Source organism: Bradyrhizobium sp. CCGUVB1N3 (assembly GCF_024199925.1).
Lineage (GTDB): Bacteria > Pseudomonadota > Alphaproteobacteria > Rhizobiales > Xanthobacteraceae > Bradyrhizobium.
Genome location: NZ_JANADR010000001.1, coordinates 9,802,240 through 9,821,552, shown reverse-complemented (window position 1 = coordinate 9,821,552; position 19,313 = coordinate 9,802,240). Strand labels below are relative to the sequence as shown.

Annotated in this window: 21 protein-coding genes, 1 tRNA gene and 1 pseudogene; 8 read left to right on the top strand and 15 right to left on the bottom strand. The window is 64.2% G+C overall.

The window, feature by feature from the left end; translation table 11 throughout:
* Positions 1 to 2 precede the first annotated feature (2 nt).
* Both NLM33_RS46415 and NLM33_RS46410 read right to left on the bottom strand, forming a co-directional pair.
* Positions 3 to 500, bottom strand: a complete 498-nt coding sequence (locus NLM33_RS46415) for a GAF domain-containing protein (protein WP_254105554.1) — start codon at positions 498 to 500, stop codon at positions 3 to 5.
* Positions 497 to 1,855 (bottom strand): MFS transporter, encoded by a 1,359-nt coding sequence (locus NLM33_RS46410; protein ID WP_254105553.1) that lies wholly within the window; start codon positions 1,853 to 1,855, stop codon positions 497 to 499. The genes NLM33_RS46415 and NLM33_RS46410 overlap by 4 nt, the downstream gene beginning before the upstream one ends.
* A gap of 178 nt (positions 1,856 to 2,033) precedes the next feature.
* Between NLM33_RS46410 and NLM33_RS46405 the strand changes: the two genes are divergently transcribed.
* From NLM33_RS46405 to NLM33_RS46390, 4 genes are all read left to right on the top strand, one after another.
* Positions 2,034 to 2,900, top strand: a complete 867-nt coding sequence (locus NLM33_RS46405; protein WP_371930183.1) for a LysR family transcriptional regulator — start codon at positions 2,034 to 2,036, stop codon at positions 2,898 to 2,900.
* Between the two features lie 134 nt (positions 2,901 to 3,034).
* Positions 3,035 to 3,310 (top strand): hypothetical protein, encoded by a 276-nt coding sequence (locus tag NLM33_RS46400; RefSeq protein WP_254105549.1) that lies wholly within the window; start codon positions 3,035 to 3,037, stop codon positions 3,308 to 3,310.
* Entirely contained in the window at positions 3,225 to 4,862 is a 1,638-nt protein-coding gene (locus NLM33_RS46395) for a beta-(1-6) glucans synthase (RefSeq protein ID WP_254105547.1), read from the top strand. The genes NLM33_RS46400 and NLM33_RS46395 overlap by 86 nt, the downstream gene beginning before the upstream one ends.
* A 400-nt stretch (positions 4,863 to 5,262) precedes the next feature.
* A complete protein-coding gene (locus NLM33_RS46390; protein WP_254105546.1) occupies positions 5,263 to 6,450 on the top strand; it encodes an acyltransferase in 1,188 nt (395 codons plus the stop codon).
* On the opposite strand, the gene NLM33_RS49440 is transcribed toward NLM33_RS46390, so the two are convergent.
* On the bottom strand, positions 6,447 to 6,572 hold the full coding sequence (locus NLM33_RS49440) for a hypothetical protein (RefSeq protein ID WP_256570599.1): 126 nt from the start codon (positions 6,570 to 6,572) through the stop codon (positions 6,447 to 6,449). The genes NLM33_RS46390 and NLM33_RS49440 overlap by 4 nt on opposite strands.
* 75 nt (positions 6,573 to 6,647) lie before the next feature.
* Between NLM33_RS49440 and NLM33_RS46385 the strand changes: the two are divergent.
* Positions 6,648 to 6,808 (top strand): annotated as a pseudogene (locus NLM33_RS46385) (LLM class flavin-dependent oxidoreductase); the annotation flags it as partial.
* A 9-nt stretch (positions 6,809 to 6,817) separates the two neighbouring features.
* Here the strand turns inward: NLM33_RS46385 and NLM33_RS46380 are convergent.
* Genes NLM33_RS46380 through NLM33_RS46340 form a run of 9 tightly spaced genes read right to left on the bottom strand, consistent with a single transcriptional unit; the run spans position 6,818 to position 14,959 of the window.
* A complete protein-coding gene (locus tag NLM33_RS46380; RefSeq protein ID WP_254105545.1) occupies positions 6,818 to 7,165 on the bottom strand; it encodes a RidA family protein in 348 nt (115 codons plus the stop codon).
* A gap of 18 nt (positions 7,166 to 7,183) precedes the next feature.
* Positions 7,184 to 8,305, bottom strand: a complete 1,122-nt coding sequence (locus tag NLM33_RS46375; RefSeq protein ID WP_254105542.1) for an FAD-binding oxidoreductase — start codon at positions 8,303 to 8,305, stop codon at positions 7,184 to 7,186.
* Positions 8,302 to 9,720 (bottom strand): NAD(P)/FAD-dependent oxidoreductase, encoded by a 1,419-nt coding sequence (locus tag NLM33_RS46370; protein ID WP_254105540.1) that lies wholly within the window; start codon positions 9,718 to 9,720, stop codon positions 8,302 to 8,304. The genes NLM33_RS46375 and NLM33_RS46370 overlap by 4 nt, the downstream gene beginning before the upstream one ends.
* On the bottom strand, positions 9,717 to 10,013 hold the full coding sequence (locus tag NLM33_RS46365) for a (2Fe-2S)-binding protein (protein ID WP_254105538.1): 297 nt from the start codon (positions 10,011 to 10,013) through the stop codon (positions 9,717 to 9,719). Before NLM33_RS46365 ends, NLM33_RS46370 begins: the two co-directional genes overlap by 4 nt.
* Positions 10,014 to 10,044: 31 nt before the next feature.
* Entirely contained in the window at positions 10,045 to 11,181 is a 1,137-nt protein-coding gene (locus NLM33_RS46360; protein ID WP_254105536.1) for an FAD-binding oxidoreductase, read from the bottom strand.
* A gap of 8 nt (positions 11,182 to 11,189) precedes the next feature.
* Positions 11,190 to 11,996, bottom strand: a complete 807-nt coding sequence (locus NLM33_RS46355) for an ABC transporter permease (RefSeq protein WP_254105533.1) — start codon at positions 11,994 to 11,996, stop codon at positions 11,190 to 11,192.
* Entirely contained in the window at positions 11,993 to 12,880 is an 888-nt protein-coding gene (locus NLM33_RS46350) for an ABC transporter permease (protein WP_254105532.1), read from the bottom strand. The genes NLM33_RS46355 and NLM33_RS46350 overlap by 4 nt, the downstream gene beginning before the upstream one ends.
* Positions 12,877 to 13,920: an ABC transporter ATP-binding protein gene (locus tag NLM33_RS46345; protein WP_254105530.1), complete on the bottom strand. Its 1,044-nt coding sequence runs from the start codon at positions 13,918 to 13,920 to the stop codon at positions 12,877 to 12,879. Before NLM33_RS46345 ends, NLM33_RS46350 begins: the two co-directional genes overlap by 4 nt.
* Before the next feature lie 4 nt (positions 13,921 to 13,924).
* Positions 13,925 to 14,959: an ABC transporter substrate-binding protein gene (locus NLM33_RS46340; RefSeq protein WP_254105528.1), complete on the bottom strand. Its 1,035-nt coding sequence runs from the start codon at positions 14,957 to 14,959 to the stop codon at positions 13,925 to 13,927.
* Between the two features lie 270 nt (positions 14,960 to 15,229).
* On the opposite strand from NLM33_RS46340, the gene NLM33_RS46335 reads away from it, so the two are divergent.
* Complete coding sequence (locus tag NLM33_RS46335; RefSeq protein ID WP_254105526.1) at positions 15,230 to 16,129, top strand: LysR substrate-binding domain-containing protein; 900 nt, start codon at positions 15,230 to 15,232, stop codon at positions 16,127 to 16,129.
* An 80-nt stretch (positions 16,130 to 16,209) separates the two neighbouring features.
* Here NLM33_RS46335 and NLM33_RS46330 read toward each other — a convergent pair.
* Positions 16,210 to 16,295: transfer RNA gene (locus NLM33_RS46330), tRNA-Tyr, on the bottom strand.
* A 212-nt stretch (positions 16,296 to 16,507) separates the two neighbouring features.
* Here NLM33_RS46330 and rlmB point away from each other — a divergent pair.
* On the top strand, positions 16,508 to 17,338 hold the full coding sequence (gene rlmB / locus NLM33_RS46325; protein ID WP_254105523.1) for a 23S rRNA (guanosine(2251)-2'-O)-methyltransferase RlmB: 831 nt from the start codon (positions 16,508 to 16,510) through the stop codon (positions 17,336 to 17,338).
* Positions 17,339 to 17,413: 75 nt separating this feature from the next.
* Here the strand turns inward: rlmB and NLM33_RS46320 are convergent, their stop codons facing one another.
* On the bottom strand, positions 17,414 to 17,884 hold the full coding sequence (locus tag NLM33_RS46320) for a hypothetical protein (RefSeq protein ID WP_254105519.1): 471 nt from the start codon (positions 17,882 to 17,884) through the stop codon (positions 17,414 to 17,416).
* A gap of 60 nt (positions 17,885 to 17,944) precedes the next feature.
* Positions 17,945 to 18,439 (bottom strand): hypothetical protein, encoded by a 495-nt coding sequence (locus NLM33_RS46315; protein ID WP_254105516.1) that lies wholly within the window; start codon positions 18,437 to 18,439, stop codon positions 17,945 to 17,947.
* Between the two features lie 314 nt (positions 18,440 to 18,753).
* Between NLM33_RS46315 and NLM33_RS46310 the strand changes: the two genes are divergently transcribed.
* Complete coding sequence (locus NLM33_RS46310) at positions 18,754 to 19,194, top strand: hypothetical protein (protein ID WP_254105513.1); 441 nt, start codon at positions 18,754 to 18,756, stop codon at positions 19,192 to 19,194.
* Positions 19,195 to 19,313: the final 119 nt, after the last annotated feature.

The window sequence follows — 19,313 nt, the reverse complement described above, 5'->3', positions numbered from 1 at the left end:
GATCAGGACGGTGTGAGTAACGCGGGCAGTGCGAGTTGGGCGAACGGGAGACACGCGCGCACGTCGTCCTCGCCGTACCAGCACGCCTCGTGCAGCAGGTTGAGCGAGCCTAGCGTGCGCCCGCGCCAGCGCACGGGCATGTTGAGCACGCTGGCGCAGCCGAGCGAAGCAATCAGCTCATGGTCAGGAAACACGGTGCGCAGATCGTCCTGCGTGCGGCCGATATAGGCCTCGCCGCGGTCGAGCACCGCCTCTGTCCAAGGTCCGGGTGCAAGGCGCTTGCGTCCGCCCGTGGGATACGGGCCGGGCAGATTGGAATAAACCCGCGCCGCTTCCCCCGTGACCTCGTCATAGGTCAGGATCGTGAACAGCTTGTGCCCGATCGCCGACTTCAAGGCTTCATCCAGCGCCGCATACAGTGCATCCGGCTGATCCGCACTGCCCTGCGCGGCCGCCACGGTGCAGAGTAGCGGATCGGCATGGCGTTTCGTCCGCGTCATGCGACTTCGCCCGTTGCAATGTCTTCCAGCGAACGGCCGCGCGTCGGCACGCCCATCAACACCACCGTGACGGCGCCGATCAGCAGCACGCTGGTGGTGATTCCGAACACGCCGGCGAAGCCGAAATTGGGATAGAGATAGCCGACCAGGATCGGCGAGATGATCGCGCCGATGCGGCCGATCGCGGAGGCGAGCCCGGCGCCGGTGGTCCTGACCGGCGTCGGGAACACCTCGGCTGTGTAGGCATAGACGCCCGCATAGGTGCCGTTCATGAAGAAGGACAGGAAGATGCCGGCCAGTATGATCTGCTGCTCGCTCTGCGCGAAGGCGAGCCCGAGCGCGCTGGCGCCGCCGAGCAGCATGTAGGACGCAATCGTCGCCTGCCGGCCGATCCGCTCGTTGAACCAGGCGGCGCTGAAATAGCCGGGCACCTGCGCGCAATAGATCGCCAGCGAGTAGGAGAAGCTCTTGGTGATGCTCATGCCGTTCTGGACCAGAAGGCCGGGGATCCAGACGAAGAATGAATAATAGCTGAAGGTGATCGCGAGCCACATGATCCAGGTCATGATGGTGATGCGCGCCTGGCGGCCTGCGAGAAGAGCTGCGAAATTGGCGAGCAGCGTCCCCGTCGTTCCGGCTGGCGCGGCGGCTTCGACCACCGGCGGCGGCAGGGCATAGCCCTCGCGCACGAAAGTGGCCTCGATCCTGTCAAGGACGGCTTCGGCTTCCTTCTCCCTGCCCTGGCTTTCCAGCCAGCGCGGCGATTCCGGCAACGCCCTGCGCCACCACAACAGCATGACGACCGGCACGGCCGTGATGACAAGCACGATGCGCCAGCCGTTGTCGTAGGACGGAACGATGAAGTAGCCGAGCAAGGCCGCCGCCACGAAGCCGAAGGAGAAGAAGCCGGCCAGCGAGCCGGTAAAGCTGCCGCGAAAGCGCCGCGCCACGAACTCGGCGAGATAAGGCGCGATGATCGCACTCTCCGCACCGGTGCCCATGCCGGCGACGATGCGGGCAGCGAAGAAGGACGGCCAGCTGTCCACCGCCGCACTGGCGAGCGATGCGGCACAGTAGAGCGCCAGCGCCGACATCATCACGGCACGGCGGCCGATCAGGTCGCCTAGCGTGCCGGCACAGAGGGCACCGAACAGGAAGCCGATATAGGTGCTGCTGCCGAGCACGCCGATCTCGACGCTCGACAGATTCCAGGCCGTGCGCAGCACCGGAAGGATGAACGCCAGCACCGCTGCGTCCATCGCGTCGAACGTGTAACCGAGCCCGCCCATCAGCAGGAGGTGCGTGTGGAAGCGCGCGAACGGAAGGCGCTCGATGCGCGCCGATATCATTGACATGAAAGTCCCCCTCGATCCGGCGGCCCGACACGCCGCGTGTCGTTCGGGAGAGAACCATAGACAAAGTAACATTATCGTCATAATTTATAATCATGATCTACTATATCACCGTGATGAATGTTGGCCCGTGTCGTTCCGCGCGCTCGACCTCAACCTCCTGAAAGTCTTCGAAGCCTTGATGACCGAGGGCAGCGTCACGCGCGCTGCGAACGCGCTCGTCATGACGCAGCCCGCGGTGAGCAACGCGCTGGCGCGGCTGCGCGATGCACTCGGCGATCCCCTGTTCGTGCGATCCGGCACCGGCATCCGCCCCACCCAGCGCGCAGTCGTGCTGTGGCAACCGATCGGCGAGGCCCTGGAAAGCGTGCGCGGCGCGCTCGACGAGCAGGTGTTCGATCCGCGCCGTGCGCAGACCGAGTTCGCGCTGTCGATGTCGGACTACGTGGCATCGCTCGTCATGCCGAACCTCTTGAACCATCTCGGCGAGGTCGCGCCCAAGGCCCGCGTCCACACGGTCCCCAACACGATTTTGGAGATCGCCGATCAACTGGAGGACAACCGGGTCGATTGCGTGCTGAGCGTCTACGTCAACGAGGCGCAGCAGCCGGCCGCCATTCGCTCACGCTCGCTCTGGACCGTCGACTATGCCTGCTTCATGCGGCGCGACCATCCGCTAGCCGCCAAGAAGCGCCTGAGCACGCGCAGCTTCCTCAATGCCCGGCATGTCGACGTGAGTCTGGCCGGCAAGACCCTGCCGTCCTACGACCTCTTCCTCGCCTCGCGCGGGCTGTCGCGCAACCTGGTCGCGACCGTCAATCACTACAGCGCCGCCTACGAGGTGGTGCGGCAGTCCGACCTCGTCGCCGTGCTGCCGCGTGATCTCCGCTCGCAGTCGCGGCACGCGCCGTTCCTTCACGCCATGCCGCTTCCGCTCCAGGCGCCGCCGCGCATCGTCAGCCTGTTCTGGCACCAGCGCAACGACACCGTGCCGGCGCAGCGCTGGCTGCGCGAGACCCTGGTCGGGATGTTCGCGAAGTCGGAGTGAGCGAGACCTTGGCGGCCGCTCGGATACAAAAATGGAAACCGAGCTTTTCCTAAGGCAGCTTTTGAAGCGCGGGTCATGGTCTAAATCGACGCACAAACATAGACTATGAATTGGTAGATAATTCGATAGACTTCATGCGGCGGCAGAAGGCGGCCGGTAAGCTGTTTTTCCTCTATCGACCGTTTTCGATCGGGCACGTTCCAAACTTGCCGTCAGCGCAGTTCAAGGGCAAGTCGCGGATCGGCAACTACGGCGACAAGATCATGGAGGGGCACGTTGGTCAAATCCTCGACCCGCTCACTGGCTTCTCTCCGCATCCCGCTCATGCTTTTCCTGATATCCTTGGGCGCCATTGCTGCGGCGTGGTGGTGGCTGGGCATACCGGTCAATTTGGCACGCGCGCCGATTGATCCGAACGACAAGCTGCAATGCATATCATACGCCCCCTTCCGCAGCCGTCAGACGTCACTTTCACCAGCGACGCAAGTGTCTCGCGAACAGATCGAGGAAGATCTCGCCCAGCTTGCGAAGATATCCGACTGCATTCGTACCTATGCGACCGATCTTGGTCTCGATCAGATTCCCGAACTTGCGGCCAAGGTCGGCCTGAAGGTCATTCAGGGTATTTTTCTTGATAAGGACCGGCAGAAGAACTCGACGCAGATATCGACGGCGATACGCCTCGCCAAAGATTATCCAGGAACCATCATCGCGCTCGTGGTCGGCAACGAGACTTTGTTGCGTAAGGACATAACGGCTTCCGACCTCGCCGCCACGCTCCGCTCGGTCAAGGCACAGGTCACCGTCCCCGTCACCTATGCCGACGTCTGGGAATTCTGGCTGAGCAATCGCGAACTAAACGACGCCGTCGATTTTGTCACGATTCACATCCTGCCATATTGGGAAAATGTTCCAGTCCCGGCGGAACTTGCCGCCGCCCACGTTGACACGATCCGCCGGCGGGTAGCGTCGGCTTTTCCGGGCAAAAAAATCCTGATCGGAGAAATAGGTTGGCCTAGCGAGGGGCGGATGCGCGAAGCGGCGCTCCCCTCGCGGGTCAATCAGGCCCGGGTCGTGTCGGAGATTCTCGACCTTGCCCGGCGCGAGAATTTCCGCGTCAACCTGTTCGAGGCCTATGATGAATCGTGGAAGCAAGAGATCGAGGGCACAGTCGGCGGGTCATGGGGCCTGTTCGATTCCGTGTGGCGCACGCCGAAATATCCGCCCGGAACCCCCATCAGCAATTTTCCGCTCTGGAAGCTGCAAATGTGCAGCGGCATGGCGCTGGCGACCCTGGTATTCGGCGTGGCATGGCTGACCTTACGCCGCAAGCCCAGGGAGCCCGGCCTCGCCGCATGGCTTGCGGTCGGAATATCGGCAACCACAACCGGAATCCTGTTTGGGGTGGCCGCCCAAAGAGTGTTCTATGAAAGTTACGGAGCGGGTAGCTGGCTTCTATGGGGCTCACTTCTGCTGGCGACGACGGCTTCGCCGGTGTTTGGCGCCAACGCACTTATGTCGGGTCGCTCATCGCCCAGCTTTCTCGAATTGCTGGGTCCCGAGGGCTACAGGACCAAATCGATGCCGACGATCATGCTTGGATTGGCTTTGATCGTAACCGTCGTGATCGGTACGGAGACTGCACTCGGCCTTGTGTTTGACCCGCGCTTCATTGATTTTCCTTTTGCGGCTCTTACCATGGCGGCGGTGCCCTTTGCGGCTTTGACGCTGCTCAATCCCCCCATGAAGGGAATCCGCCCCGTGGCGGAATCAGTATTCGCCAGCATATTTTTTGTAACGGCGATCTATGTAGGGTTCAACGAAGGGCCGGCCAACTGGCAGTCGCTGTGGACTTGCGCTGCCTATATGCTGCTTGCGGTTACGCTGTGGCGGGCGCGGGCCCGAGATTGGAAAACGGGCACCGAATCCTTCGAGGAACGGTATGCGCAGGGACATCAATAAGAGCCCGCGTTCATTCTGTTCGCCAGAACCGGAAAGTCGGCTCGCTCAATGCTGGCGGAGCCGATCTTGAATCGCGTCAAACAGCTGGTTCGAGCCTGTTCGGCAGCAAGCGATCAGAAGGGTGAAGTGCATCCCTGCAGTCTCGATTTGCCCGAGAAGTTGCACCAAGGTCGAAGTGCTGGTACGATTAGGAGATCAGTTACACCTTCATGCTGGTGCAGACGCAGGCGATCATCGGCGAGTTTCTTGCGGCAGGGGCGCCGAGCGTCACCATCTCGCGTGTCTTGCAGCGGACGATCGAATCCAGGCGGGACTAAGAGCGAATGCGGCGACTTTCATCGCGCCGCTTTCTACAGTTACCTCGGCGGGGGACCGTAAACTCTCCGGTTAGGCGAGGTGCATGATGACATCAATCTCGCAGACGGCAGTGCCGGCGGACGTTCAGGCGCAGCCAAAAACAAAGGCGCGCAACGCCGCACTCGACCGCACCCGCACCTTCCTCACGTTGGTGGTGCTGCTCCATCACGCCATCATTCCATACACCTACTTCGGTCACACCGATCCAAAGTCGTGGATCGGCTTTGACATGATCGTGCTCGCCACCGACAGCTTCTTCATGGCGATGTTTTTCTTTCTGTCGGGCCTGTTTGTGTGGCCTGGACTCGCGCGCAAGGGACCGCTGGACTATCTCCGCGACCGCCTGATCCGGCTCGGTTTGCCTTTCGTGATCTGCGCTTTCACGATCATTCCGTTGGCCTATTACGCGATTGAACTGCGTCAGCATCCAGGCGTCAGCTTCAGCGATTTCTGGCTGAAAACCATCACCGAAGGACCTTGGCCGAGTGGCCCGGTCTGGTTCCTTTGGGTATTGCTTGCCTTCGACGTGGTCGCAAGCGTCCTTTACAAGCTCGCGCCCACACTTATCGAGCCGATCAATCGCCTGTCACTGCGCGGCCATGACAATCCCGCGCAGTTCTACGCAACCTTGCTTGCCGTCACCGCCGCGCTCTACATCCCGGGTCGCGTTCACTTTGGACCATTCAGTTGGTTCGAGTTCGGACCGTTCTCGGTCCAGCACGGACGCGTACTGCTGTATGCGACCTACTTCTTTTTTGGTGTGGGAATTGGCGTCAGGTACATGGACCGCGGATTACTGGCCTCCGATGGCCAGCTTGGAAAGCGTAGCTTGGCTTGGACGGTTCCAGCACTCGTTCCTTATTGCCTCATGTGGATTCTGATCTACATCAAACGCGAAATACTCGGAAACCCGCACACGCTGCCCGACTGGTATGAAGCGATCTATGGACTGTGCTTCGCCGCCTTCAGCGTGGCCATCATGTTTACGATCCTGGCCTATTTCCTGAGATTCAAGCAATCAGGCTGGAGCAGCCTCGATGCTATGCAGCACGCTGCCTTTGGCATGTTTTTGGTGCACTACCCGATTGTGCTGTGGCTGAGTTATTGGATGTACGACTTCGACATCCCGGCGATTGCCAAGGGCACGATCGCATTCGTGCTCACTGTCTTCCTGAGCTGGGGCGCGACTGAAGCGTTGCGAAGCATACCGGGTGCAAAGCACGTGCTTTAGGTCGCCGAAGGATTGCCGGAGTGGTAGCCATGATGAAGAACGTCGTAGCCGGACTTGTCCTGGTGGGCTTGATGATCATTGGCGTGCTTGCCTTCGCCCAAAAACATGAGGGGTGCTTGCACGGACACTCGATCACAGACTTCAGGCCCTGCGGATCAGTCAGCTCTACACTATAGCACCTGCAATAATTGGTCGCCGAGACCGACGCGCGCAAGATCGCCGCGACCGCGAAGGCGCTCGGCATCTCGCGCTTCCAGCTCAAATACTCCGCGGGCCCCCTGCCCCACGAGAAGCTGATGCGCAGCATCAAGCTCCATGGCAGCAGGGTGATCCGATGGTCAGGGAGATGCCGGGTTGAGGTTTAGCCTCAGCCCTTGAGCGCGGTGACGACGACCTCGATCAGCGCGCTGCCGCCGAGATCGGCCACGCCGACGGTTGCGCGCGCGGGCAGATTGTCGCCGAAGAATTCGGTCCAGACCGCGTCCATCTCCTTCTTCTTCGACAAATCGGTCACGAAGATCGAGGCGCTGACGATGCGGGAGGCATCGCTGCCGGCCTCTTTCAGATAGCCTGTGATCTTGCCGAGGATGTTGCGGGTCTGCTCGGCCATCGACACGCTGGTGTCGTCGGCGATCGTGCCGCCGACGAACACGAAGCCGTTGGCCTCGACGGTGCGGTGCATGATCGGCGTGCGGATGCTGCGGGTGATGCTCATGAGGTGTCCTTCTGTGCGTTACGGATTGGAGGAACGGAACCGGTCGATGCTGAGATCGCCGATCCGGGTTTGGGTGCCGCCATTGACAATCAGCTCCGCCATGACGGCGCCGGCGCCGGGACCGAGCTGGAAGCCATGCAGCGAGAAGCCGAACTGATGATAGAGCCCGGCATGGTGGGCGCTCGGGCCGAGCACGGGCAGATCGTCCTTTGTCTTCGCCTCGATGCCGGCCCAGGCGCGCATGATGGTGGCCTCGCGCATCACCGGAAACAGCTCGAACACGGTGCGGGCGCTGATGGCGAGGCTCGGCCAGTCCAGCACCGTCTCGTTGTGGTCCTGGTCCGGCGTTGCCAGATGACCACCGCCGATCAGCACGGTGCCGTTCTTGAACTGCTTGAAGGAGAGCTTGCGGCCACGCAGGATCACCACGGGATCGATGAAGTGCGGCACGCGCGAGGTGATCATCAGCATCGGTGCCACGGTCTCGACGGGCACCGGTTCGCCGAGCGCGGCGGCGATGCGCCCTGCCCACGCGCCGGCCGCGTTGACCAGCACGGGTGCAGCATAAGTGTCGGCACCGACATCGACGCGCCAGAGCCCATCCTCGTGCCGCACGTTGGTTGCGGCCACGCCCTCACGCACGGCGGCGCCGAGCTGCTCTGCCTTGCGCCGGAATGCCGTCGTCGTTTGGGCGGGATTGGCCGCGCCGTCGCGGCGCGAGACCACGCCGCCGGGACAGGTGTCGGCGACCGCGGGCACCAGCCGCCGCAGCTCGGCGCCATCAATCAGCTCCTCATGGGTGAAACCGAGCGCGTTCAGCTCGGCAACGCGCGCGCGGCATGCCGCAAGCTCGGTCTCGTTCTCCGCGACCAGAACCTGGCCGTGACTCTCGAAGCTGCAATCGTCGTCGAGCAGCTCTTCGATCCGCTCCCAGATTCCCATCGAGCGGATCGAGAGCGGGATCTCGGCAACGTGGCGCGCGAGCTGGCGGACGCCGCCAGCATTGACGCCGGAGGCGTGGCGGCCGGCATAGTCCTTCTCGATCAGCACCGGCTTCACGCCTGCGAGCGTCAGGTGCAGCGCCGTCGAGCATCCGTGGATGCCGCCACCCACGATGATGGCATCCGCAAGCTTCGTCATCCGCGCACCACTGCCCTGACGTCGTCTTCCGTCTTCGGCATCGCCGCGAGCTCGGCGAGTGTGATCGGTTTCACCGGTGCGCGCAGCCGGTAGTAGCCGATTTCCTGCGGGGTCTTGCCCCGCGCCTCGGCCATCAGCTCGGTGACGGTGAGACCGCACAGACGCCCCTGGCACGGTCCCATGCCGGTGCGGCGATAGGCCTTGAGCTGGTTCGGCCCCGTCGCGCCGATCGCAACGGCATCGACGATGTCCTTGGCGGTCACCTCCTCGCAGCGGCAGACGATGGTGTTGCCGGCAGGAATGCGGAATTGGCGCGCCGGACGAAACAGCGTGTCGAGGAAGGCCCGACCGCGTTCCGCTTGAGCCAGCGCCGTCTTGAGTGCGGGCATGGGCGTGAGCTTCGCAGCAGCGGCAGGTAGAAGGGCCTCCACTGCAGCCCGTGCGGCGATGCGGCCGCGAACCACTGCGGCGTTAGCGCCGCCGATACCGGCACCATCACCGGCAATCGCGATGCCCTCGACCGAGGTGCCGCCGTTGGCATCGAGCACCGGCGACCAGCAGAGTTGCAGATCATCCCAGCGATGCTCGACGCCCGCCGCCATCGCGAGATTGACGTTGGGCACGACGCCCTGATGCAGCAGCAACAGATCCGCGGGGATCGTCTCGCGACGGTTGCCTGCGACATAGCTCACGCTGGCGAGCCGCCCCTCGCCGGCCGCGGCAAGCTCCGTGACGCCCGTGACGACCGGCACTTTCGCCTTCACCTCGCGCATCATCGCCAGGCCCTTCGTAAAGTAAGGCGACGTCACGAAGGCGAAGGCGTGCGGCAGCACCGCAAGATAGTTCTTGCGCTCGGTCGTATCGAGAATGCGATCGATGCGGCCGCCGAGGCGCAGGACCTGCGCCGCGAGCAGCCACAGCAAGGGCCCCTGCCCCGCGATCACCGTGCGGCCGTCAGGCACCAGCGCCGACGACTTCAGCATGGTCTGCGCGGCGCCCGCGGTCATCACGCCCGGCAGCGTCCAGCCCGGAATCGGAAACGGCCGCTCAAGCGCGCCGGTCGCAAGGATCACGCGCCGCGCCTTGACGAAGGACGAGCCGCCACCGACGGAGAGGCCGATCTCGAGATTGCGATCGAGACTCCAGACGGTGGCGCGGTGGATGATCTCGGCCTTGCTTGCTTTCACCTCGCCGACGATCTCGGCGCCGACCCAATAGTCAGCGCCAAGCTGGTCGCGCGCCGTCACGGGCGTCGACGCAATCGCGCGCCAGACCTGGCCGCCGGGGCCCGGGTTCTCGTCGAGCAGCAGCGTCGACAGGCCGGCTGCGGACGCCGTCGCCGTCGCGGCAAGGCCTGCCGGCCCGGCCCCGATCACGACGACATCGTAGGCGTCACGCTGAGGAGCGGTGTTCATCGGCCGATCTCCCTCTTGCCTTTCTGGATCTCGATCTGCATGCCCGCGGCAACGGGCACCAGGCAGCCCTGGCGGTTGCCGACGCCGTCGATGGTGACGAGGCAATCGAAGCAGACGCCCATCATGCAATAAGGCAGCCGCGGCGCACCGCTCACCGCGGTCGCGCGCCGCGCGTCGCGCCCCGAGGCAAGCAGCGCGGCCGATACGGTATCGCCCTCGCGCGCCTCGACGGCGACGCCGTCGACGAAGATCTGCAACGATGGACGCTTGTCCTGGTCGGATCGTCTGAACATTGGATGCCTCTTGGCTCCCTCTCTGAAGTCGCTAGTAGCCGCTGTTGTTCGCTGCGCCCTCGCCGCCGAAGCGACGCGCCGAGAACGCGCCGACCAGCTCCGGCTCGAGCGCACCCGATGCGACCATGCGCGCGACCTCGAAGGCATGGTTGGAGGCGAGCGTCACCCCGGAATGGCAGCAGGCGACGAAGGCGCCGGGATGCGTTTCCGACTGGTCATAGATCGGAAATCCGTCCTTCGGCATGACGCGGATGCCGGCCCAGCTCCTGACGACGTTGAGCCGCGCCAGATGCGGAAACAAGCGCTGCGCGCGATCAGCCATCACCGCGCTGATCGAATGCTTCAGCGCGCGTTCGTCGAGCTCGTCCTCCTTGCTGTCGCCGATCATCACTGTGCCCTCGTCGGTCTGGCGGATCGTGGTCAGTGGATGCGGCAGGAACGGCATGGTGCGTTCGGTCACCACGATCTGGCCGCGCGTCGGCCCCATCGGAGCAAGGAGGCCGACCATCGGCGCTAGCGTCTGGTTCGCGTTGCCCGCGGCGAGCACGATCTTGTGGGCGCGGATCTCGCCTTGCGGCGTCGTCAGGCGGAATTCGCTGCCGCTCTTCGTGATCGCCGAGACCGGCCGCTCCGGAAAATAGTCGATGCCGAACGCCTTGAGGCCGGTGTGGAAGGCGCGAAAGGTGCGCAGCGAATTGACGTGGCCGTCGAACGGACAGAAGCTGCCACCTGACACCTCCGGCCCGATCAGCGGCAGCATCTTCTTCACCTCGGATGCCGGCAGCATCTCCATTTTGTAGTCGGCCGCGCCGGCCTGGTTATGCATGCGCGTGACGAGCTGGGTGCGCTGCTCGTACTCGTCCTCACCGAGCGTGAGGTGGAAGCCGCCGTTCTGTTGGAGGCAGACGTCGAGGCCGGTCTGGTCCTTCAATTCGGCGGCGAGGCTGGGCCAGGCCTGCGACGCCCGCACCGTCCACACGGTATAGGCGGGCATGCCGAGCCCCTTGCTCTGCACCCACACCAGCGCAAAGTTCGCGCGCGAGGCGCGCTTGGCGATGTCGCCCTCGTCGAGCACGGCCACGCGCTTGCCGAGCCGGCCGAGCCCCCAGGCAATGGCGGAGCCGAGCAGTCCGCCGCCGACGACGGCGACGTCATATTCCCTGTGCATGCGTTCTCCTATCGCCCGGGATCGCTCTTGCCTGCGAGCACGCGGTCGAGCCCGTAGAAGCGGTCGAGCAGGATGAGGGCAGTCATGGTGATTGCGATGACGCTCGCCGAGACCGACGTCACGAGCGGATCGATGTTGTCCTGGATGTAGAGGAACATCCTGACCGGCAGCGTTTCGATGCCTGGCGCCGCCAGGAAGACGGTCATGGTCAGATCGTCGAAGGACTGGATGAAGGCGAGCGCCCAGCCGCTGATCACGCCGGGCAGGATCAGCGGCAGGGTCACACGGCGAAACAATGTGAAGCCGCCGGCGCCGAGCGAGACCGCGGCCATCTCGACCGAGCGGTCCATGCCGGTCGCAGCCGCAAGCGTCAGGCGCAGCGCGAAGGGAAACACGACGACGACGTGCGCGATCAGCAGCGCCGCAAAGGTGCCCCCGAGCCCGAGCGAAGTGAAGAAGCGCAGGAAGGCGATGCCGAGCACGACATGCGGGATCATCAGCGGCGACAGGAACAGCGTTGCCAGCGCATCGCGGCCTCGAAATCTGTAGCGCGCAATCGCGAGCGCAGCAGGCACCGCAAACAGCAGCGCGACGAAGGAGGAGATTATGCCGAGCCCGAGGCTGACCCAGAACGCGTGCACGAATTCCGGATAGCTCGCGATCGTCCTGAACCAGCGCAGCGAGAAGCCGTTGACCGGCAGCGAGAGAAAGCCCTCGGGCGTGAAGGCAACGAGGCAGACCACAACGATCGGCGCCAGCATGAAGACGACGAAGAGCGCGTGGAAAAGAAGCGCGAGCGGGCCGTTGGTCCTCATCGGAACACCTCGGCATAGCGGCGCTCGATCAGCGCGTTGCTGCCGACGACGATCAGCACCAGCGCGAGCAGCAGCAGCACGGCGACCGCTGCACCAAGCGGCCAGTTCAGCGTGTTGAGGAACTCGTCATAGGCCAGCGTCGCCGCGACCTTGAGCCTGCGGCCACCGATGATCGCCGGCGTCGCGAACGCGCTCGCCGACAGCGAGAACACGATGATTGCGCCCGACAGCACGCCGGGCATGATCTGCGGCAGGATGATGCGGCGGATGATGGTGAAGGCGCCGGCACCGAGCGACATCGCGGCGTTCTCGATCTGCGGGTCGACGCGCTGGAGCGCGGCCCAGACCGAGAGCACCATGAACGGCATCATCACATGCGCGAGCGCAACCACCATGCCGGTCTCGGTGAACATGAAGGGCAAGGGCGCGCGGATCAGGCCGAGCGACATCAACAGCTTGTTGACGAGGCCGTTATTGCCACCGAACAGGAGCGCCCAGCCGAGCGTGCGCGCCACCACCGAGATCAGAAGCGGCCCAAGGATCAGGAGCAGGAAGATACCCTTCCAGCGTCCGCTCATGCGATTGAGGATGTAGGCCTCGGGCGCGCCGAACACGGCGGTGATCAGCGTCGCCAGCAGCGCGATGCGGAAGGTGCGCCAGAACATCTCGGCGTAGTAGGGATCGCTCGCGATCTCCCGCCAGTTCTTGAGGATGAAGACCGGCTCGATACCCTTGTACTGGCCCCAGTCGTGAAACGAGAGCATCACGGTCATGAGAAGCGGGATCACCAGCACGCCGACGAACAGCATCAGCGCGGGCAGCGTCAGCGCCCAGGACGCGCGCGTCTCAGCAGATTGCGTTGACGTATCGGCGGCGGCGGTCATGCGACGCCTCCGCTTCCGCGCAGGCTCATGTCCTCTACGCGCCATGCAAGACGGACCGCCTCGCCTTCGACCGGCTGCGGCGTACCATCATTCTGCCGGATCACGATCGCCGGTCCGCATTCGGTCTCGCACTGGAACAGCCAGTGATTGCCCTGGAAGATCCGCGTGACGATTTTTGCAGCAAGGCCAGTGTCAGCAAAGCTGATCCGCTCGGGACGAAGACTGATCGTCACCGCACCATTCGCGCCCGCCGGCGCGGGCACATGCCAGGAGCCGGCGACCAGCCGCGCAGGCTGAGCCGTCCGATCGACGGTCGCGGCGAAATCATTGGTCTTGCCGAGGAACTGCGACACGAAGGCCGATGCCGGTCGCTCATAGGTCTGTTGCGGCGTGCCGATCTGCTCGATCTTGCCCTGGCTCATCACGACGATGCGGTCGGACAGCGACATCGCCTCGTTCTGGTCGTGGGTGACGAGGATCGTGGTGGTGCCGATGGTGCGCTGGATCTGGCGCAGCTCGATCTGCATCTCCTCGCGCAGCTTGGCATCGAGGTTCGACAGGGGCTCGTCGAGCAGCAATACGCTCGGCTGGATCACCAGTGCCCGCGCCAGCGCCACGCGCTGCTGCTGGCCGCCCGACATGCGCCGCGGATAACGCTCCTCAAAACCCGCAAGCCCGACCATCGCAAGCGCCGCCCGGACGCGTTCCGCGCGTTTGTCCCTTGGCACGCCGCGCATCTCCAGGCCGAAGGCGACGTTCTCGGCCGCGGTCATGTGCGGAAACAGCGCGTAGCTCTGGAACACGATACCGAGGCCGCGTTTCGCCGGATGCACCTTGGTCAGGTCGCGCCCCTCCAGCCGGATCGCGCCGCGCGACGGCTCGAGGAAGCCCGCGATCATCTGGAGCGTCGTGGTCTTGCCGCAGCCGGAGGGACCGAGGAACGAGATGAACTCGCCCCTCTCCACCGCAAGGCTGAAATCGTCGACGACGGTTTGCGAGCCGAACTGCTTGCCGACACGATCGAGCGCGAGGAAGGCCATCGCGTTAGCGCTCGACTTCGCGGTTCCACCGCTTGGTCCACTCCTCGCGCTTGTCGTTGATGACGGTCCAGTCGGGATTATAGAGTTTTGCCGCGCGCTCGCCGATCGGCGCCATCTTGCCGAGCTCCGGCGGCACGACGAGCGATTTCAGCACCGGCCCGTAGCCATAGTCTTTGAGCATGATGAGCTGGATGTTTGGATCAAGCAGCTTCTTGATGAAGCTCGCCGCGAGCGGCGAAGCATTGGGCTTGGCGATCGGACAGGCGGTCGTGAGCAGCGTTGCCGCGCCTTCCTTCGGATAGACGAAGTCGACGGGAAAGCCGGTGTTGGCAAAGCTTTGCACGCGCCCCGTGCCCCACACCGCGATGACGGCCTGGCCGGACTGGAACAGCTCGGTCATCTTGCCCGGCGACGGTTCATAGGCGAGCACGTTCGGATTGATGTCGTTCTTGAAGATCTTGAAGCCCGCATCGACGTTGGCCTCGCTGCCGCCGTTCATCTTGGCGAGCATCACCAGCGCTTCCAGGCCGTAGGTGTTGTTGATCGGCGGGATGACGAGCTGCTTCTGGTACTTCGGATCCTTCAGATCGTTCCACGAGGTCGGCGGCGCCCAGCCTTTCTCGGCGAATACCTTGGTGTTGTACATCAACCCGGTCGCGACGAGGCCGATCGCAACGGCACTATCGTCCTTGAAGCGCGCGGCGGAGTAGAGATCGGCCGGCAGGCCGTCGAGCTTGCCGCAGAAGCCGAGCTGGATCGCCTGGTACATCGGGCCGTCGTCGACGATCGCAACGTCGATCTGCTGGTTGCCCTTCTGCGCCTGGAGCTTGGCAAGCGTATCCGTCGAGTTGCCGGCGACGTATTCGACCTTGACGCCGTTCTCCTTCTCGAAATTCGGGATCACCTCGTCGCGGATCGTCTTCTCGAACGAGCCGCCATAGCCGGCGACATAGAGCGTCTTCTGCTGTGCCGAGACGACCGACGGGGCCGCGGCGAGTGCCGCGATGCTGACCGCTGTGAGAAGGCTGAGAGTCTTCATAAGGACCAATCTCCAAGACCGGGATGGGGGTGACGTGTGGACGATCAGACGGCCGAAGCGCGCCCGCGTTCCCTTCGGCGCCAATCCGATCCGAACAGGGCTCCGGCCCCTGCTCACGGGTTTGGTGCGATCGGCGGGCTTCAGGCCCCGATCTGCCGAAAAAGCGGGCTGTCTCCAGCGCTGATGAAAAAGATCGCAGAGCTATGCTTCCATCGTCCAATGAATAATGGCATCCTCTGCATGCCGAAATGTTATGAAGAGAGTACGGGGATGGTGCGGATCAATTCGCGGCAGGTGGAAGCCTTCCGCGCGATGATGCTGACCGGCAGCGTGACCGAGGCCGCAAAGCTGATGGCCGTGACGCAGCCGGCGGTCAGCCGATTGCTCCGCGACTTCCAGGCGCTCTTGAAGATGGAGCTGTTCGAGCGCCGGGGCACCGGGCTCGTGCCGACCGCAGTCGCAACCGCGCTCTACACCGAAGTCGAGCGGTCCTTCGTCGGCCTGGAACGTATCACCGCCGCCGCCGAGGAAATCCGCGGCCGCCGCACCGGCTCGTTGCGGATCGCCGCGTTGCCGGCGCTCGCGAACGGTTACCTGCCCCGGCTCGCAGGGCATTTCCTGAAGGAGCGGCCCAACCTCAACCTCGCCTTCTTCGGCGTGATCTCGCCGATCGTGGTCGATTGGGTGCTGAACAATCAGTGCGACATCGGCTTTGCCGAGGTGCCGATTGCGCATTCCGGCCTACCACGCCTGCGATTGCCGGCACTGGCGCGCGTCGCGGTGCTGCCGGCCGGGCATCGTCTCGCAGACAAGGACGTGCTGGAGCCGCGCGATTTCGAGGGCGAGACGTTCATATCGCTCTCGGCGGGATCTGCGAGCCGGCACCTCGTCGACCAGGCCTTCCACCGCAACGACGTCCGCCGCGTGCTGCGCGTCGAGACCACGCTGTCGGAGATCATGTGCGGAATGGTGTCGTCGGGGCTTGGGGTCGCGATCTGCGATCCCTTCACGGCGCAGGAGTTCACGACCCGCGGCGTCATCGTGCGCCGCTTCCTGCCGCGCATCGACTTCGAATTCTCCGCCGTCCTTCCCGCCCAGCGCAGCCCCTCGCCGGTGGCGCTCGATCTGGTCGAAGCGCTGCGGCGCGCGCTTGGGGAGATGGAGGGGTGAACTGGGGGATGCCTGGGAAAGCCCGCCTTCGCCCTGCGGGCTACGGCGTGGCAGCCTTCTCTCGCTTCGCGAGCGAAGGCTGGTGGGGGAGGCAGGACTCGAACCTGCGAAGCCATGAGGCGGCTGATTTACAGTCAGCTCCCTTTGCCACTCGGGACACTCCCCCGCTCGACGGCAGCACAATCGGACCGGACCTTGCCGGCGGACCGAAACGGCCATGGAGACGTGAAGACCGCGACGGCCCGAAGGGACACGGGGCGCGGCCGGGCGCGTTTATGGGCGAAGCAGCGGGGCAAAGTCAACCGAGCTAAGCAGCTAAAATCGCCTCTTTGGACACCCAAATTGCCATCTTTCGGAACCCGTGACACAAGCGAGCCCATGAACGATCGCAAATTCGGTCCCAGACCCCGACGCGGCGGGGCTAAGCCCTTCAACAAAGGCGCAAAATCCGGCCCCCGGCCGGCCGGGCGCGACCGCGATTCGCACGCCGACGGACCGGTCATCCTCTATGGCTGGCACACCGTCACGATGGCGCTCCAAAACCCCGAACGGCGGATCCGCAAGCTCACGCTGACCGAGAATGCGGCCCGCCGTCTCGCCGAGGAGAACATCGAGACCCGCATCGCTCCCGAGATCGTCCGCCCCCAGGAGATCGACCGGCTGCTGTCGCCCGATGCCGTGCACCAGGGCCTGCTGGCGGAGGCCGATCCGCTGCGCTCGCCTGATATCGAGACCCTGGCGCAGGAAGGCATGGTGCTGGTGCTCGACCAGATCACCGACCCTCACAATGTCGGCGCGATCTTGCGCTCCGCAGCAGCCTTCGCCGTGAAGGCGATCGTCACCACCGCGCGCCACAGCCCCGAGGCGACCGGGGTGCTGGCGAAAGCCGCTTCCGGCGCGCTCGAACTCGTGCCGATCGTGACCGTGCAAAATCTCGCCCGCGCGCTGACCGCGCTCAACGAACGCGGCTTCCAGACCGTCGGCCTCGACAGCCAGGGCGGCGAGGATCTCTCCGAGGTCGCTTTGCGCGAGCCGCTTGCGCTGGTGCTCGGCGCCGAAGGCAAGGGCCTCAGGCAATTGACGCGCGAGACATGCAGCGTGGTGGCGAGGCTCGACATGCCCGGCGAGATCAAGAGCCTCAATGTCTCCAACGCCGCCGTGCTCTCGCTCTATGTCGGCGCAAGCCGGCTCGGGCTGATGAAGAGCTGAACGCGAGACAAAGCAAAACGCCCGTCCGCGTGATGCGAACGGGCGCTTCGTGATTCAACTCAACCGATCAGGCGATCAGTAATAGCGACGCAGCACGCGGTGGCCGTGATAATGGTACGGCGCGTAACGATAGCCATAGCGCGGGCCGTAGCCATAGTGCACGCGCGGCAGATAGCCGTAGCGCGGACCGTAGCCGTAGCGATACGGACGGTAGTACGGCCGGTGGTGATAGTAGGCGGGCGCTGCGACGGCCGCGCCATAGCCGTAATGCCGCGGGCCATAGTTCACCACAGCGTCTTCCCGATAGGTCGGATACGGTGCGAACGCGCCGGGGCCGGTGTAGGTCGGGCCTTGGTTGACGTAGTAATACTGCGTGCTCGGTTCGGCGAGGCGATCAAAGCCCCAGCCACCGCAACCGGTGTTGCAGCCCGAATAGACCGGCGCAACCGGCGCCGCACAGGGGCTCCAGCCGCAGGCCATGGCGGGCGCCGCCCCCACCACCATCACGGCTGCCGCCGCGACCAATCCTGAAATCATCTGACGCATTACTCTCTCCTGTCGATTTCCGTTTGTTGGATTTTGCTTCGGGTATTGATCTGCCTGGACTTACCTGTGCAGCTCATGATTGCCGGGCGCCTCCGCATGAGGCGACGGGTGGACACGACGATGCGGATCGACGTCGATCTGCGGCGCAAGGATCACCGGCGGCGGATTGGCCGGCACATCCATCTGCGGCGGCAGCGGCGCCGATTGCACGCCCCAGCTCCGGTAGTAGCTCTCGGCCGGCTGCGGCAGCTTGCGGTTCGTGGGCGGCTCGACCTCGAGGCGGCCATAGCCGGGCCGCAAGCCCATGCTCGGATAATAGTGGCCGACATCGCTTGGCTGTCGCTCGCCGATGTAGCGCCCGCCATAGATCGTGGGCTGCACCTGCAGGTTCTTCGCCAGCCCCCACTCGCCTTCGACGACGGTGTAGGAAGCATCGATGCCATTGATGATGATGGGCACGCCGGGACGGCCTGGAATCACGATGTCGAAGCCCTCGCCGGCAAGGGCCGTCGCAGGCAATACGATCAAAGCGGCAAGGAGCGCGACAGCGCGCATGAAAATGTCCCGGGTTAATCGGCCGAGAACCTATCCGATCACCACGGTCAGAGTGTTAAGGCCTGGCGCTGAAATTCCGGTAAGCCTAACGCGTAAGGATTGGCGGGCGCTCAAATGCGCTCGCAGGCGCTATCGAAGCGTTAACGGCAACGGCGCGCGGCGCCCGTCGCATGATGCCATTGCTGCGCGGTTGCGTGGTAGCAAACAAACATCCTGCACGGGTTCACGTCGATGTGACTCCGCAGGCGACAAACCGCGGAACCACGGCCGGACGTCGTACTTACCCAAGGTCTCAACCACATGGAGCAAATGCCATGACGAGCCCCAAACTTCTTGGCGCGGCGGCCCTTCTCGCGTCCGCGCTGGCGACGCCTGCCTTCGCACAAACCATGACCGACAACCCCCGCTGCACGGGTCTCTTCCAGGATCCCGCCTGCCAGGCCATGACGCCTGGCACGGCCGCTGACCGGCGCTATCGTCACCGCCACGCCGCCTACCAGCAGGCGAACCCGAATGATCAGACCGGCTTCTGGCCGGCCGATGCGGCAGGTGCTGCCGCTGGCGCCGCCGTCGGCACCGCGGGCGCTATCGCAACAGCGCCGTCCGGAGGTTGGAACAATTCCTACGCCTCTTATGACCAAGGCGGTCCCGGCTGGCACGGCGACTGGAACAGCTATGCCGCCCGCAACGGCATCGTCTGCAGGCCCGGCACCTGGATTAAAGGCGACGACGGCCGCCGGCACCTCTGCCAGTAGGCGTTCGCTCTCAAGCTGAATGGTTCAGGCGGCCCTCGGGCCGCCTGTTGTTCTTCCGGCACTTTTCAGACAAGTCTCCCCGCCAAGGGACACAGCCGACATCTGCCCCGGTGACCGGC

What these genes read in the sequence shown, in the direction of transcription:
- NLM33_RS46340 (WP_254105528.1), bottom strand. Translation starts at nt 14,959, where the DNA reads ATGAAGACTCTCAGCCTTCTCACAGCGGTCAGCATCGCGGCACTCGCC.
- NLM33_RS46355 (WP_254105533.1), bottom strand. Translation starts at nt 11,996, where the DNA reads ATGAGGACCAACGGCCCGCTCGCGCTTCTTTTCCACGCGCTCTTCGTC.
- NLM33_RS46415 (WP_254105554.1), bottom strand. Translation starts at nt 500, where the DNA reads ATGACGCGGACGAAACGCCATGCCGATCCGCTACTCTGCACCGTGGCG.
- NLM33_RS46395 (WP_254105547.1), top strand. Translation starts at nt 3,225, where the DNA reads ATGCTTTTCCTGATATCCTTGGGCGCCATTGCTGCGGCGTGGTGGTGG.
- rlmB (WP_254105523.1), top strand. Translation starts at nt 16,508, where the DNA reads ATGAACGATCGCAAATTCGGTCCCAGACCCCGACGCGGCGGGGCTAAG.
- NLM33_RS46350 (WP_254105532.1), bottom strand. Translation starts at nt 12,880, where the DNA reads ATGACCGCCGCCGCCGATACGTCAACGCAATCTGCTGAGACGCGCGCG.
- NLM33_RS46370 (WP_254105540.1), bottom strand. Translation starts at nt 9,720, where the DNA reads ATGAACACCGCTCCTCAGCGTGACGCCTACGATGTCGTCGTGATCGGG.
- NLM33_RS46410 (WP_254105553.1), bottom strand. Translation starts at nt 1,855, where the DNA reads ATGTCAATGATATCGGCGCGCATCGAGCGCCTTCCGTTCGCGCGCTTC.
- NLM33_RS46315 (WP_254105516.1), bottom strand. Translation starts at nt 18,439, where the DNA reads ATGCGCGCTGTCGCGCTCCTTGCCGCTTTGATCGTATTGCCTGCGACG.
- NLM33_RS46405 (WP_371930183.1), top strand. Translation starts at nt 2,034, where the DNA reads ATGACCGAGGGCAGCGTCACGCGCGCTGCGAACGCGCTCGTCATGACG.
- NLM33_RS46310 (WP_254105513.1), top strand. Translation starts at nt 18,754, where the DNA reads ATGACGAGCCCCAAACTTCTTGGCGCGGCGGCCCTTCTCGCGTCCGCG.
- NLM33_RS46390 (WP_254105546.1), top strand. Translation starts at nt 5,263, where the DNA reads ATGATGACATCAATCTCGCAGACGGCAGTGCCGGCGGACGTTCAGGCG.
- NLM33_RS46365 (WP_254105538.1), bottom strand. Translation starts at nt 10,013, where the DNA reads ATGTTCAGACGATCCGACCAGGACAAGCGTCCATCGTTGCAGATCTTC.
- NLM33_RS46380 (WP_254105545.1), bottom strand. Translation starts at nt 7,165, where the DNA reads ATGAGCATCACCCGCAGCATCCGCACGCCGATCATGCACCGCACCGTC.
- NLM33_RS46375 (WP_254105542.1), bottom strand. Translation starts at nt 8,305, where the DNA reads ATGACGAAGCTTGCGGATGCCATCATCGTGGGTGGCGGCATCCACGGA.
- NLM33_RS46335 (WP_254105526.1), top strand. Translation starts at nt 15,230, where the DNA reads ATGGTGCGGATCAATTCGCGGCAGGTGGAAGCCTTCCGCGCGATGATG.
- NLM33_RS46360 (WP_254105536.1), bottom strand. Translation starts at nt 11,181, where the DNA reads ATGCACAGGGAATATGACGTCGCCGTCGTCGGCGGCGGACTGCTCGGC.
- NLM33_RS46345 (WP_254105530.1), bottom strand. Translation starts at nt 13,920, where the DNA reads ATGGCCTTCCTCGCGCTCGATCGTGTCGGCAAGCAGTTCGGCTCGCAA.
- NLM33_RS46320 (WP_254105519.1), bottom strand. Translation starts at nt 17,884, where the DNA reads ATGCGTCAGATGATTTCAGGATTGGTCGCGGCGGCAGCCGTGATGGTG.
- NLM33_RS46400 (WP_254105549.1), top strand. Translation starts at nt 3,035, where the DNA reads ATGCGGCGGCAGAAGGCGGCCGGTAAGCTGTTTTTCCTCTATCGACCG.